The organism is Bradyrhizobium sp. DOA9, assembly GCF_000617845.2.
Taxonomy (GTDB): Bacteria; Pseudomonadota; Alphaproteobacteria; order Rhizobiales; family Xanthobacteraceae; genus Bradyrhizobium.
Map to the genome: position 1 here is coordinate 295,877 of NZ_DF820426.1, position 13,788 is coordinate 309,664.

Sequence of the window (13,788 nt, forward strand, 5' to 3'; positions counted from 1 at the left end):
CTAATCCTGAGCAAGGTCCTGCTCCTAGCGGGTGCAATCACTATGCCATTCCATGTCCGCCCTGACCGTTGCTATTGCGCACCCCCAGAAGAACGACTACCCACAACGACGTTCACTGTCGGCAGTTGGATCGACAAACACGTTGCGAGCCGTCCCTGACAGGTGGACGGCAACAGCGAGGCTCATTTGCCCTTTCGTGACACTCACCTAATCATCGCATTCTCGAAACATCCTGCAAACGAGCACTTGTGCCCGCGAAACAAGAAGGATCGCGTATATTACTGTCCCGATTAGCAGGCCCGTCCATATGCCAATAACGCCCAATCTCAACTTCAACCCAAGTACGTAGCTGATGATAACACCAATCAGCCAGTAAGCTATGCCAGCGTAAAGTGGTATCATTCGCGTATCCTGTAGGCCTCGCAGGCTGCCCGCGGCTACGTTATGTACAGCAGTCGGTATAAGACCACACACACTCACCAACAAGAGGTCCGCAGCAAGGTTAATTGCGAGATCGATTTCGGGAGCGCCGGAATGCAAAAAGTAGTGCGCTATTTTGAACCTGGTAGCAACCACACAAACAGCTAGCGTTGCAGAGCACACAATGGCGAGCAACATTGCAGCCAAGCTTGCACGTCTCATTCCATGACCATCATGGCGGCCTACGGCTTCGGCAACGCGTACCGCTGTAGCCATACTGATCCCAAACGACATCAAAGCAGCAATCGACGCGACCTGGAGCGAGATCTGGTGGGCGGCAGCTGCATTGCTGCCGATGGCCCCCGCTAACAGTCCTGCAACCGAATACGCGCCATAGGTGAGCGCAGACGTCAATGAAATCGGCGCTCCAACAGCGATAAGCCGCCACATAAGCATCCAATCGATTAACCACCAATGCAACGCCAATCGATAGGCCCTGATAGGGCGGCAGCTTGTGATGAACCAGACTCCAGCGAGGAACATTGTCCAGTTGATAACTGCAGTCGCGAGCCCGGCACCAAGAAGGGGTTGGCAGGCAAAGCCGATTCTCCCATGAATCAGCAGGTACACGAGCAGAGCATTAGTCGGGATCGCCGCAAGCGTGATCCAAAGCGACGGTTGTGGCCGGTGAGCTGCGTCCATGACGTTCCGAATGGCTTGAAATGACAGCGCTGGCACAGCACCCCAACACAGCCCTGACAGATATTGCTGACTAAGCCGCGCCACATCCGGCGCCTGGCCGAGGCGCAGTAGTACCTGCTCAGCATGGGTTGCTAGAGCAATCAAGGGCAACGAGAGCGCTAGAGCCAACAACAAACCAGTGCGCAGCGCGCCTCTTATTGACTCCAGCTTCCCGGCGGCGCACGCCTGCGCGACGACTGGAGCAATCGGAGCTAAAACTCCTAAAGCGATCGCAAACGTCGTAAGATACACCCTTCCAGCGACTGCGACAGCTGCGAGCGCATCAATGCTGATGCCCCCGATAAGGAGCATATCGGTCATGGTCATCGCGGCCTGCCCCAGCTGTATTGCAACAATTGGAAAAGCGATCTTCGCCGTTTCGCCAACTTCGGCGATCAGCTGCCAAATAGCGCCAGACGCCGCAGCGTTCCGGGGCACGTGGCCCGACAGTTGTCGCCGAGCCGCCTCTATTGTTCTACCAATCCGCTCCCTAAAAGGATCACTCTCGCGTGGACTTAGCATTTGATAGATGAACCATACTCGACTTCTGAAGCTCTGCCTCACGAGCACTCCTCAAGGGCCCGGGGCAGGGCCGCTCCCTATGCAGACCACGTCGATGGGCTGACGACGTGGTCTTCTGTGCGACCGGTATCAACGGGGTAGCCACGTTCCGACGCTGAGTTCGCGTGCTTTTCTGATCGCTAACTCCGCCAACGCTAGATCTGCGACTACAAATCCGCGAAAGCCAAACAGAGCTCTAATCGGATTGGCGTGACTTGGCACGTCTGAAACAAGATGCGCGAGATCGTCCTGGTATTTTATGGACTCCACAGGGCGATCTGAGTCGTCTATCGGCGAGGAAAACTGCGCGAGGCTGTCGGTGATAATCCTATCGAAGGCACTGAGTGTCTCAGGCCGCCAGCTCCTGCCTCCATCCACAGCTGATGCAAACGATGATAAAGGCATCAAACGTGCATCCAGAAACGCTTTCAATTGGGGGGAACTGGGAACCGTGGAGATCACGATCTGGCTTCCACTCAAAAGCTCATCGGGCCCGTCCAATATCGCTGGGACAAGCTTCTTTTCTGCCGCCATGACCGCAAGCCTCTCCGCAGACCGCGCAGTCCGACTCAGAAGGTTGACCCTTCGGATAGACGGGAATAGGTCCGCGAACGCATGGAGGTGACTAAGCGCCTGTAACCCACACCCGACGAGGCCAATCGTGTGTGGGGCGCCGGGCGCGAGATAAGCGGCTGCGGCGGCCGACATTGCAGCTGTTCTCAACAACGTTATGGAATTTGCGTCGAGTACGGCAACCGGTACTCCTGTCTTGAAGTCACTTACGCAGACGAGACCATTGATTCCTGATGGCCCATTGGGATCTTCGACCGGAACAACGGCCACTGCCTTCATGGTCGCGAGTTGGCTACTCTTTGAAGCTGAACTCATCGAGATGAACCATCCTCCCGAGTCGCTCCGGATAGACGATTTTGGAAGACCTATATTTCGACCCGCCGCGTTGTCACGGAAGCCCTTGATAATTGCCTCCCGTGCCTCGCGTGGTGAAATCTCCAATGCTTGAACGTCGGCGTTCGATAGGTAAAGCAGCTGGGAGCTCATAACGGATCCTTTCTGACCATTGCACACTGCCGACGGACTTCAGGCGCCCTAAGCGGCACGCTCAGAGGGGGGCAAGTTGCCATGTCCGAGTGTGAGCCAATTGGCCCCCTCAAACTTTCTTCCATCGGCTATCCCGCGGAGACCGGGGCGAAACGGTTGTACCTCGCGCATCGTCACGCAGTGCAAATTGTGCAGCAAAGATCATGCCACCAGCCACAAATCGTCTTCAGATCGCGGCCGCGCACGATGTCGCGGTTTTAGGTGCTGGCGAAGGCCGCCCCGCCGAATGAGGCGTATTGTTGAGAACTGTTCTTATGGAAAGTTATAGCGCAGTGCCGAAGTCGAGCGGCTTGAGGTGGTGGACGTGGGCCGGCGGCGGCGCGCGTCCTTGGATGAGAAGCTCAAGATAGTCCTGGAGAGCTTGCAGGCGCTGAGCCAGGGTTGCGGCAACAGCACGTCGATGTGGCCTTTCGCGCTCATTGTCGCTGAGATAGCGACGGTCGTTGCGGCCTGACCCGAGGGATGGCGGCGATCAACCTGGAGTCATCGACGTCTTGTCCAGTCGCGCCTTCCAACAGCGCTTCAAGCGAGACCCGCGCGGCGGCGACATATGTGTTCCGGGACAGGGGCGGCAAGCTTATCAAGATCCTTTGGGCCGATGGACTGGGCATATCGCTCTATGCCAAGCGGTTTGAACGCGGCCGCTTTCTGTCACCGTCGTTGGCTGATGGCTGGTGACAATCACCCGAGCCCAGCTTGGCTAACTGCTGGAGGGCATCCACTGGCGAATGCCACAACAGACCTTACGACCGCAGGCGGCTGGCTGATCGCGGGGATCTGAATCGGGGCACGATCAGCGGTCCGGACAAAGACCGCGCCTTGTGATTCTCTGGTCGGCGATGGGCACGGACGATTCTCTTTCCGACGTTGTGACCGCGCCGCAGGCGATGCTGCGCGCCGAGCGAGCGGCCCGGTTGGCCGCGGAAGCCGAGGCCAGGCGGGGAGCTTGCTGATCGAGAAGCTCAAGCTCACGATCAAGAAGTCGCGGCGCGAGTAGTTCGGACAGCCCCCGAGCGCGGCGCATTGCTGGAGCAACTCGAGCTGCAGCTGGCCGACCTGGAGGAGAACGCGGCGCAAGCTGAGACCGCGGCGCAGATGATAGCAGTGCCATCGTTCGACCGCCGCAAGTCTGTAGTGCGTCGATCTGGATGGGAAGGCGCGCGCGGCAAGCTGGATGGCGAGCCAGTATCGCGGCGAGGTCATGATTGCCACACAGATTGTCGCGCCCAAGAGTTTTGTTGAAGCCTGATTGTCACGGAGCGTCAATCAGCGACGGTTTGGGTGCCGCGGGCGGCCGTCCCGGACCGCGTTTTCGATCGGACGCGGCGCGCCTGCGATAGCTCTCGATGTTTATCTCCACGATGGGTGGCGTGGTGAATGATACGATCGATGGCGACGAGCGTCATGGCGGCGTCCGGGAAGACCTTATTCCATTCGCCGAATGGCTGATTGGCGGTGATCAGCATCGAGCAGCGCTCGTAGCTTGCGCTGATGAGTGCAAGCTGATGAGCTCAAACAGCGCGTGGGTCTCGGCCTGTGAGCTGCTGCCGGCTTGATGGACACTGCGATTGTGTGTTTTATCGAGAGCCAGAGGTAGGTCATGCAGAGACGAAAGTTCAGTCGAGAGTTCAAGGTCGAGGCGGTCAAGCTCGGCAGGGAACGAGGGGTCTCGGCGGCGCAAGCGGGCCGAGACCTGGACGTTGATGAGAATGTGCTGCGCAAATGGGTCAATGAGTTCGGCTCTGACCCGGTGCAGGCCTTTCCTGGCCACGGGCAGATGAAGGCTGAGCAGCAGGAGATCGAGCGGTTGCGCCGCGAGGTCGCCAAATTGAAGGCCGAGCGGAATATCCTAAAATGGGCGGCAGCCTTCTTTCGCGAAGGAAGGGACATGAAGTTCGTCTTCGTCGCACCGGGCGATTTGGCCGGTGGCATGGCTATCCGACGCGCTGAGGGTTTCGGCGGGTCAAGGCAAGCTTTATTGCCAGCGACCGGACCTACGGCGCACGGCGCGTCTGGAGAGACCTTCTGGCAGACGGCTTCGAGTGCGGTCTGCATCGGATCGAGCGGCTGATGCGCCTGCAGGCCTGGCGGGCGAGGCCAAGGCGCCGGTGCTTACCGAAGGACGAAGGCGATCGTCAGATAGCGAACGTGCCGGCGAACCTTCTGGATCGTCAGTGAGCTGCCGAACCAGAAGTGGATCGCCGACTTCACCTACATCTGGACCGCCAAAGGCTGGCTCTACGTGTCAGCCGTGATCGACCTGTTCTCGCGCCGTGTGGTCGGCCGGTCGATGAGCTCCAGTATGACACCGTAATTGGTTGCGGACGCGCTGTTGATGGTAGTCTGGCGGCGCGGCAAACCGGATGCTCTCATGCATCATTCCGATCGCCGCAGCCAATACTTCAGCGAACAGTTCCAGCGCCTGATGACTGACAGCGGGATTGTTTGCAGCACGAGCCGATCCGGCAATGTGTGGGACAACGCCGCGATGGAGAGCTTCTTCTCTTCGTTGAAGACCGAGCGCACCGAACGCAAGACTGATCGCACCAGGAACGAGGCAAGAGCAGATGTGTTCGACTAGATCGAGCGGTTCTATAACGCGGTCGGACGTCATTCGACGATCGGATACCTCAGCTCAGTTGAGTTCGAGCGCGTGGTCGGATTCGCTTAACCGGGTGTCCATCAAACCGGCAGGAGCTCAAACCGGGCTGAGATAGCCGATAGCCCTCGCGCGGGAACAGCCTGTCCCGATAGACCAGATTGAGAAGTGCTCTTAGCTTGCGCCGCAGGGAATGTATCACGTGCCGATAATCGACGACCTGGTCGTGTTTGCCGTTGGGATGCGGCCGCCCGCGCGGCAAAGTCAGAAGATACGTGCCACCAACGAACACGTCGAGGTGATCGTCGTAGAGGCGGCCCGCAGCCGGTGGCCGATCGGGCGCGATGACCGGTGTTGTAGAACACCGCAGCGTGAGGCCGCCGGATGACGTCACGCGGACGATCACCTGTTCGTAGCCGGAGGTGCGGCGGTCAGGCAGCCCCTGCAACACCACGCGCTCGCTATCAATCCGCTTGGCGTTGCGGGCATTGCGGCGGCTGACTATCTCGTCGATGAAGGCGCGATAGGTGGCAAGATCGTCGAAGTTGACATTACGCGCAGCAGTAAGGCGTCCGCGATTGCTCGCTTGAGATGACCGTGAGGCCCTTCGATCGAGCCGTTCTCGTGGGCGACGCCTCGATTGTTGCGGGAAGGCCTCATGCCGTAGTGGTCACAAAGGGCCTCGTGTCGCAGCGTCAGACCGTCGCGTGCATCGCGATCGAGATTGCAGAATGCGGCGGACAGACTGTCGGTCCGATGCTACCGGGGCGCTCCACCGAGCGACCAGAGGGCATTCTGCAGGCCTTCGGCCAGGGCAACGAAGCTCTCACCGCCAAACACGACGTGGGCGTGCTCGAAGCCGCAAGAGGCCAAACGGCAGTAATAGAGAAAATGATCCAGCAGGACCCCTGTGCAATGGTCACACCCAAATCGCCCATGTCTGTGAAGTCGGAGAGGCCGAGCTGGCCGGGGCTCATGGGTCTGGCGGAAGATTACCTCCTGCTCCTCGCCGTGGATCATCCGCCAGGCACGGATACGGCTTTCAAGGGTATGATGGATACCGCTGCCGAGATCCGGATGACGTCGGAGCATCTCCTCGAAGATCGCCACCGGACGTAAGCCAAGCGACGCCTTCAGGACCGGGACGCTCTCAGTCTCGAACACTTCGCTCAACGGGTCCGGTCCTCGCCGGCCGCATGGAGCCTTCCTCTGCGATGGAAGTGGGGAGCCTCTCTCGATCCGATAGGCGTCGATGCACTGACTGACGCCTTGGCCGCCACCACTGGCGGACGATCAGTCTGACGGATCTCATGTACAGCCTCATCTGGTGATCTGTGATGTCGGCCGGGCAAGCGAGTGATTGCTCCTGGCGGAAAACCCACTTGCATAACCTGCCGGCCGCGATCACCAGTCGGCACGATCCCTCGCGGACCGCGTAGACGCCGGCTCTCTCGCATCCGATTGCGCGCGGGCCTGGGGGGCCTAAGCTGCTAGCCCATGTCCTGTTCGCCAAGTACGGCCTGCACCTGCCGCTCATCGTCAGAGCGACGTCTACCAGCGTGAAAGCATTAATCTCCTGCTCGCCATCGAGCGCGAGATTAACGGTCTTTCTTCGCCGGAACATTTGCGTGTGCGCCAGGAGCATAGCCGCCCTCTGATCGTCGAGCTGGAGGCGTGGTTGCGCGAGCAGCGCGCCAAGCTCTCCAGGAACAACGGCACGACCAAAGCGATCATTTACGGCCTCAGTGGCTGGGATGCATTTAGCCGCTTCAATGATGACGGACGGCTTTGCATGTAACAATGCTGCTGAGCGTGAGCTCCGGGCGTTCGCCGTGGGGCGAACGAATTGAACCTTCGCTGGGTCCCACGAGGGCGGCCGGCGCGCGGCTACCATCTAGAGCCTCATCGCCTCTGCCAAGCTCAATGACATTGACACGCAGGCTTGGCTTGCCGACGTGCTGGCGGCCTAGCGGATCATCCCTCCAAGCGCATCCACGACTAATGCCCTGGAGCTGGCGACCTCAGGACGACGCTCAGGCAGCATTTATTAGCGCTTCGCTGCCCATCCTAGGCTCGATAAGCGCGCCCCCCGTGCGGCGATCGTCGTACGAAAACACGCCGATGACTAATTGAGTATTTAGATGAAGACCTTGGAAGCCGCCCTTTCCCGCGCCCGCACGAGCCTCGAGTCTGGCGAGCTATCTCACATTCTCGGCCGCCGTATCGCCTTTCCTACGGAAAGCCAGAATCCGGAGCGAGCCAATGTTCTGCGTCACTACCTAGTCGATGAAATAGGGCCGTCATTTGCTGAAATGGGATTCAAGTGGAAGCTCATTGAGCATCCAAAAGCCAAGGGATCCTTCCTGCTCGCAGAGCGGATCGAGTCGCCAGAAATGCCGATTGTATTCAGCCACGGCCACGGCGACGTGATTCTTGGTCTAGACGATGAATGGAACGCGGCGTTGACGCCTTGGCACCTGACCGAATGTGACGGGCGTTGGTATGGTCGCGGTGTTGCGGATAACAAAGGGCAGCACACCATCAACATGGAAGCGATGAAACATGTGATCGCCACGCGCGGTCGGCTTGGCTTCAACGCAGAATTCCTGATTGAGATGGGCGCGGAGGTCGGTTCGCCGGTTCAAGTGAGATCTGCAGTGAACATTGCGAGGAGATGAGTGCCGACGTGATGATCGCTTCAGATGGTCCTCGCTTGCAGGCTGATCGTCCAACCCTTAGGCTCGGATCGCGAGGCTGCTTCAATTGTGATATGACGATCGAGTCGCGCGCACGAGCGCACCATTCGGGCAATTGGGGAGGGTTAATCTCAAGTCCCGGAATCCAGCTTGCAAATGCCATCGCCACGATCTGCTCGGCGACAGGGCAAATCCGCATCTCAGACTGGGTGCCAAGCGAAGTTCCCCCTTCAGTTCGCCGAGTTCTAGCTGATTGTGATGTGAACCCTGGAGAGGGCGGACCCGAGATCGACTCACGGTGGGGCGAGCCCGGCCTTACGCCAGCTGAGCGTCTGATCGGGTGGCCAGCTTCGAAGTTCTCGCGTTCAAGACAGGCAATCCTGACCAGCCTATGAACGCCATTCCCTCGCGCGCCTGGGCTCGCTGCCATTTGCGCTTCCCAGTGGGTGTAGACGCGGAGGGGATCCTCCCAGCGCTAGGCCGGCATTTGGACCGACATGGTTTTAAGCACGTGAAGATCCAAAGAAAACACGAGCCAGTGGATCTGCCGACGCGACTGAACCCGGAGGACGCGTGGGTTCAATGGGCCGCCGCGTCAATTCGCGCGCGCCAGCGCAAAAACAATTACGGTGCTCCCCAACAGCGCTGGTTCTTTTCCTAATTACATTTTCGCCGAGATCCTGGGCCTGCGCACCCTCTGGGTCAATCACTCCTATGGCACTTGCTCGCAGCACGCACCGAACGAGCATTTACCAGTGCAGTTGGTTCGTGAGGCACTGGACATCATGACCTCTCTTTTTGGGGACCTTGGCTCCCGAGACACCCCAAAGGTTTGGAGCTTGAAAGCCTCGCATCCTTAGTTAGCCAAGAGGTGGGCGCCGAAGCGATTGATCAAGGCGCATCGCGAGCCCGGCCAAGTCATCATAGACAAAAGAGTGCGAGGCATTTCTTCCACGCGCCGCGTCACCACAAACCAAGGAGACCGATCACGATGATTCTTGAAGGTGCAAAACAAGTTGCTCCGCTTGTCTTTTCCGACAGTTACGCGGAGGCAAGACAACACTTCTTGGCGGTAGCACCCAAAGCCAGACCATATCCATGCAGCGCAAAGGGCCCCTCGGGCGAAGCCCTCTTCACAGATGCTGCATATTTTGGGGACCCGATTGGAGTGCACCCCTATCGTGAGACACGATGACCGGGGACAGTTGGGTCCGCCGTCCTAGAGTGGGTGGGGGGGTTGAGCGATGGGGGCCGCTCTGCGGGGCTGCTGCGCAGCAGCCCCGCAGAGCGGTAAAGTTTGTTCGAACTCGGCGGGGGCCCGGTAGGCCAGCGCCGAGTGCAGGCGTTGTCGGTTGTACACCTCCTCGATGAAGTTGCCGATGGCATTTCTGGCATGCTGCGCATCGCGGTAGGTCTGGCCGTTGACCTCCTCCGTTTTAAGGGTCTTCATGAAGCTCTCCGCCTTGGCATTGTCGTAGGGATTGCCGACCCGGCTCATGCTGGCGACAATGTCGTGCTGCTGCAGCAGTTCGGTGTAGTCGGCGCAGGCATATTGGGTGCCGCGGTCGGAATGGTGGATCAGGCTGCCGGGCATCGGCCGGCGCGCCTCGATCGCCATCGCGAGGGCTGCGATCGCAAGACTTGCCTCGAGGTGCGTTTCCAGCGCCCAGCCAACCACGCGCCGGCTGAAGGCATCGATCACCACGGCAAGATAGACGAACTCTTCCCCCAGCCGGATGTAGGTGAGGTCCGCTACCCAGAGCTGGTCAAGGCCATTTGGCATCATGCCGCGGGCAAGGTTCGCCACCACGCGCCAGCCATGGCGCGAGTCTGTCGTGACGGGCACAAACGGCTTTTGCCGCAGGCACAACAGGTTATCCTGCTGCATCAGGCGCAGCACGCGTTTGCTGTTCACAGCAAAGCCTTCCCGGCGCAGCAGAGCCGTGATCCGGCGATAGCCATAATGCCGGTGCGCCAGCGCCAGCCGCTGGATCGCGTCCCGCACCTCGGTCTCTTCCGCACGCGGGGCGGAGGCCGCCCAGTGCCGGTAATAGCCGGCGCGGCTGACGCCGGCCAGCGCGCACATCCGATCAATCGTGAGTTCGCCTTGCGACAGGGGGGCCGTCATCGCTTGGATGACCGCGTAGATCCCGTTGCGCCAGGTCCGGCGTTCGGCCGCCGTGCTTCCCTGACCCGCCGCAAGGCTTGTCGAAAACAATCCAGTTCGATCTGCTGCTGGCCGACTTTGCGTTCGAGCTCTGCAATTCGCTCCGGCGCGGCGGGATCACCAGCCGTGACCTCGCGCGCCCGCTTCTTCACTTTCGCCGTCACGACGCCATCGCCCTTGCGAGGCCGCCCCAGCGGGCGAAGCGCTTCCGCCCCGCCCGCCCGGAACAGCTTGCGCCACGAATAGAGATCTTTACGCAGCACTGTCAGTTCGTCTGACAGCGCCCTGACCGTCTCGCCCGCCAACATCTGGCGGACCGCCTCAAGCTTGAATTCTCGATCGAACTTACGGGGAGATTTGTTGGGCATCCGTTCTCCTTTAGAGAACTGTCCCCGGTTTTTCTTGTCTCACTTTTGGGGTGCACTCCAGATGCCAAGAAGCTGCTGATCCTCTTTTCCGCCACGCACGGCCCAGAAGGGTACTGCGGCTCTGCGAGCCAACTGCTGTTCATCGAATCGAACCTGGCGGCAGCGCTACCACGCTCGACAGGCGTTCTCATGGTCCACGCCCTAAAATGCTATGGTTTGCCTGGAATCCCCGGGTGACTGCGGAGGGCTGCGATCTCAATCGACACTTCGTTGACTTTTCCAGGCCGCTTCCAGCAAACCCCCGATACGACGATTTGGCACAGCACTTCGTTCCGCCGGATCTTTCTGAAGACACGCTTCGACGTGCCGATGCAGTGATCGCAGAGTATCGAAGAACGCACGGCGAGCTTGCATTTCGGATGGCGCGGCAATCCGCTCAGCACACCGATCCTGGTGGCATCTTTTACCGCGGGATTGGACCGACCGAAGCAAGGCGCACGCTGGAACAAATCGCGGAGGATTTTGACGTGGGGGCCCGGGATCGTGTCATCATCGTCGACTATCACAGCTGCCTTGGCCCCTATGGCTGCGGGGAGCTACAAACGGAGGAAGTCTCGGGGTTGGATGGGCACGAGCGTGCCGTAAGGATCTTCGGCCCATCGGCGACGTCGCCAATCCTTGGGACCTCCGCTGCGACCTCGCTCTACGGGACACAAGATGATTTCTGGGAGGGCGCTCTGGGTGATCGGCACACCTACATTTGTCTGGAGTATGGGACATATTCTCCCGAAGTCCTTGCGGAAGGCAGGCGCAAAGAGCAGTGGTTGTTCGTCCATCGTCCGCAAGACGGAGATTCAGAACTTACCCGCGCGATCCGCAACGCTACAAAGAATAACTCTTATCCGCAAAGGATGGACTGGAAGGAGATGGTTGCCTGGAGGTCGCATATGGTCCACCGCCAGGCTCTGGAAGCGTTTACGACATGAGCGTGAACGGGGAACACTGGGTGATCTCGCGCGTCATGGAAACGCCCCCTTAGCATCACGAGGATTTGCCTCCTCCGTGGATAGCTGAGGCGAAAGTGAATGAAACGGGGACGTATCGCTGAAAGGCGGGGCAACTGATGAAGATGCCGGATGGCGTCGCGGAATGATGCGCTTGAGGCGTGCGGGTGGCGTGTGAAGCGGATTGCGGGTGGCTGGGGGTTCCGGCCATCAGGCTTTAAAAGGCCGCATGGCGGCGGGCGGGATGAAGCCGTTCAACGCGCTAGAGCTGCCCAAGCATCTCGATGGCCGTCAGGGTTGCCTGCGTGAGAGGCGCATTCGGCATCCGCGCAAAGCCGACGTGGTCCGAAAGGGCCTGTTGGCAGAGAACGGCGTAGCGTGTGATCTTCCCCCGAAACGTGGACGGGGTTAAGCTACTTTTTGCTCCATCTCGATCGGGGCGATATATCCGATGGCGGAATGAAGCCGGGTCCGATTGTGGAAGCCCTCGATGAAGCCGAAGATATCGCGCTGGGCCTCGGCTCGGGTGCTGTATTGGCGATGATGTACGAGCGCGGTCTTCAGGTTGGAAGAAGCTCTCCATTGGTGCGTTGTCGTCACAGTCGGCTTTGCGGCTCATTGATGCGGTGATGCCAGCGGCTGCCAGGGCTGTACGGTCGTGGTGTGAGGCGTATTGGGCGGATTGCAAGGGTCGTCGCAACACCAGTTGTTTTCACTCATGACAGCAATCCGTCAAGCGCTTCTGCCGACGTTTTCCAGCCTAGTGTCTTTCTGGGTCGCGCATTGAGGGCCGCTGCCACAGCGGATATCTCAGCGGCGCTGAGGAAGCTCAGGTCTGTGCCTTTCGGGACGTACTGCCGCAGCAACCCGTTGGTATTCTCGTTAGTACCGAGCCGCCAAACGGCTTTGCGGGTCGCAGAAGTACACCTGGATACCCGCATCGATCTTGAGACGATCGTGCTGGGCCATTTCCGCTCCCTGATCCCAGGTCAGCGAGCGACGCAGTTCTTCGGGCAAGGTGATGATTGTGCGCGTGATCGCGTCGCGCACGGCTTCGGCCCAGCGTCCCGCGAGCGCGGGCCGTTCTTCACGCGCGGAGCTTCACCATGCCCTACCAACCGGGGAATAGCATCGTGAAGCGCGTCGTACGCTTGACCAGCGTGCCGATTGCCGAACTGCCAAGACCGAGGATGAGGTCTCCCTCCCAATGTCCCGGCACGGCTCGATCGGTCGCGTCAGCGTGGCGCTCACTAATCATGATCTCCGGCGAGACGAAGCCCTTGCCCCGCCTGCGTACGCGCCACCTGGGCACGCGCAACACGCTTCCAGTTTGCAAGCTGGCCGTCAGTTCGCTGCGTAGTACACCGCGGTCCTGAACGAAGAGAGCCTGATAGATGGCTTCGTGGCTGATGCGCATCGGCTTGTCGTCCGCGAAGTTGATCGGCAAGCGTCGGTCAATCTGCTCAGGGCTCCATGCTTTGGCCCATCGTCGATCCTTTTGCCGGCCGATGTCGGCGGCCGCTCCACCGAACGGTGGGGTCAGCAGTATAAGCTCCGCTCGGGGCTACCACAGCGCCGGTAAGTCTCTCCTCCACATAAGCGCGCAAGGCTGCGTTGGGCGCAAGCTTGGTCGGCTTGGGCCGGCGAGCAGATCGGTCTGCATGCCATTGGGCAGTTGTTGCCCGATAATCCAACCCGCCGCCGCGGGTGGCCGCGTTTCGCCGCATTTCACGGGAGATCGTCGAAGCAGCGCGTCCCCAGCGACGCCCAATCTCCCGTATGGAATGGCCCTGCACCTTTAGAAGGGCGATTTCCTCGCGGGTCAACCAATGAAAGATAGCGCCCAGAGGGAGGCTTGGCCGAAGATCTGAACATTGCTGGTGGCGTACCCCTGTCTTTCGGAACAATCTGCTTCCGACAGGTTGCGATAACCCGGCCTCAAACTCAGCATCTTCGGTACTCTGCCCCTGTGGCAATCGCCTTCCAAACTCTATTCAGCTCATCGCGTCGCAGACGGCCGGCCTGGCGATGGCAATGGCGCTCGTCGCGCCCGCGCCGAGCCTCGACTTACAACTTTCATCGCAACCTCCAAGTTCAGAGTGTCGCGACGACC

General features: G+C 59.8%; 8 protein-coding genes and 6 pseudogenes. 6 read left to right on the forward strand and 8 right to left on the reverse strand.

The window, feature by feature from the left end:
• Positions 1-207: 207 nt before the first annotated feature.
• Positions 208-1,725, reverse strand: coding sequence for an MATE family efflux transporter (locus BDOA9_RS34650; protein ID WP_152033728.1), 1,518 nt, complete (start codon positions 1,723-1,725; stop codon positions 208-210).
• Positions 1,726-1,812: 87 nt separating this feature from the next.
• A complete protein-coding gene (locus BDOA9_RS34655) occupies positions 1,813-2,781 on the reverse strand; it encodes a hypothetical protein (protein WP_025038531.1) in 969 nt (322 codons plus the stop codon).
• A gap of 522 nt (positions 2,782-3,303) precedes the next feature.
• Here BDOA9_RS34655 and tnpB point away from each other — a divergent pair.
• On the forward strand, positions 3,304-3,519 hold the full coding sequence (tnpB, locus tag BDOA9_RS37225) for an IS66 family insertion sequence element accessory protein TnpB (RefSeq protein WP_082847975.1): 216 nt from the start codon (positions 3,304-3,306) through the stop codon (positions 3,517-3,519).
• A gap of 574 nt (positions 3,520-4,093) precedes the next feature.
• Here tnpB and BDOA9_RS40075 read toward each other — a convergent pair.
• Positions 4,094-4,337 (reverse strand): annotated as a pseudogene (locus BDOA9_RS40075) (ATP-binding protein); the annotation flags it as partial.
• A 104-nt stretch (positions 4,338-4,441) separates the two neighbouring features.
• On the opposite strand from BDOA9_RS40075, the pseudogene BDOA9_RS34670 reads away from it, so the two are divergent.
• A pseudogene (locus BDOA9_RS34670) lies at positions 4,442-5,512 on the forward strand (IS3 family transposase).
• Positions 5,513-5,558: 46 nt separating this feature from the next.
• Here BDOA9_RS34670 and istA read toward each other — a convergent pair.
• A pseudogene (istA, locus tag BDOA9_RS34675) lies at positions 5,559-6,792 on the reverse strand (IS21 family transposase); the annotation flags it as partial.
• A 245-nt stretch (positions 6,793-7,037) separates the two neighbouring features.
• Here istA and BDOA9_RS37240 point away from each other — a divergent pair.
• The 3 genes from BDOA9_RS37240 (at position 7,038) to BDOA9_RS40240 (ending at position 9,331) form a co-directional block, all read left to right on the forward strand.
• On the forward strand, positions 7,038-7,238 hold the full coding sequence (locus BDOA9_RS37240; RefSeq protein WP_244521649.1) for an IS66 family transposase: 201 nt from the start codon (positions 7,038-7,040) through the stop codon (positions 7,236-7,238).
• 343 nt (positions 7,239-7,581) lie between these two features.
• On the forward strand, positions 7,582-8,118 hold the full coding sequence (locus BDOA9_RS40080; protein ID WP_340162410.1) for a M20/M25/M40 family metallo-hydrolase: 537 nt from the start codon (positions 7,582-7,584) through the stop codon (positions 8,116-8,118).
• Positions 8,119-9,127: 1,009 nt separating this feature from the next.
• The gene (locus BDOA9_RS40240) at positions 9,128-9,331 is read left to right on the forward strand and encodes a DUF2817 domain-containing protein (protein ID WP_152033729.1); all 204 of its coding nucleotides are present in this window, start codon (positions 9,128-9,130) and stop codon (positions 9,329-9,331) included.
• Between the two features lie 24 nt (positions 9,332-9,355).
• Here BDOA9_RS40240 and BDOA9_RS34685 read toward each other — a convergent pair whose 3' ends face one another.
• Both BDOA9_RS34685 and BDOA9_RS37245 read right to left on the reverse strand, forming a co-directional pair.
• Positions 9,356-10,264 (reverse strand): IS3 family transposase, encoded by a 909-nt coding sequence (locus BDOA9_RS34685; RefSeq protein ID WP_025038537.1) that lies wholly within the window; start codon positions 10,262-10,264, stop codon positions 9,356-9,358.
• Complete coding sequence (locus tag BDOA9_RS37245; protein ID WP_042337016.1) at positions 10,261-10,671, reverse strand: helix-turn-helix domain-containing protein; 411 nt, start codon at positions 10,669-10,671, stop codon at positions 10,261-10,263. The genes BDOA9_RS34685 and BDOA9_RS37245 overlap by 4 nt, the downstream gene beginning before the upstream one ends.
• A 45-nt stretch (positions 10,672-10,716) precedes the next feature.
• Here BDOA9_RS37245 and BDOA9_RS37250 point away from each other — a divergent pair.
• Positions 10,717-11,657 (forward strand): annotated as a pseudogene (locus BDOA9_RS37250) (DUF2817 domain-containing protein).
• A 426-nt stretch (positions 11,658-12,083) separates the two neighbouring features.
• Here the strand turns inward: BDOA9_RS37250 and BDOA9_RS34700 are convergent.
• A pseudogene (locus BDOA9_RS34700) lies at positions 12,084-12,351 on the reverse strand (IS3 family transposase); the annotation flags it as partial.
• Positions 12,352-12,391: 40 nt separating this feature from the next.
• A pseudogene (locus BDOA9_RS34705) lies at positions 12,392-13,755 on the reverse strand (IS30 family transposase).
• Between the last annotated feature and the right edge of the window lie 33 nt (positions 13,756-13,788).

Coding starts and splice junctions, on each gene's coding strand:
- BDOA9_RS40080 (WP_340162410.1), top strand. CDS start 7,582: ATGAAGACCTTGGAAGCCGCCCTTTCCCGCGCCCGCACGAGCCTCGAG.
- BDOA9_RS34655 (WP_025038531.1), bottom strand. CDS start 2,781: ATGAGCTCCCAGCTGCTTTACCTATCGAACGCCGACGTTCAAGCATTG.
- tnpB (WP_082847975.1), top strand. CDS start 3,304: ATGGCGGCGATCAACCTGGAGTCATCGACGTCTTGTCCAGTCGCGCCT.
- BDOA9_RS37245 (WP_042337016.1), bottom strand. CDS start 10,671: ATGCCCAACAAATCTCCCCGTAAGTTCGATCGAGAATTCAAGCTTGAG.
- BDOA9_RS40240 (WP_152033729.1), top strand. CDS start 9,128: ATGATTCTTGAAGGTGCAAAACAAGTTGCTCCGCTTGTCTTTTCCGAC.
- BDOA9_RS34685 (WP_025038537.1), bottom strand. CDS start 10,264: ATGACGGCCCCCCTGTCGCAAGGCGAACTCACGATTGATCGGATGTGC.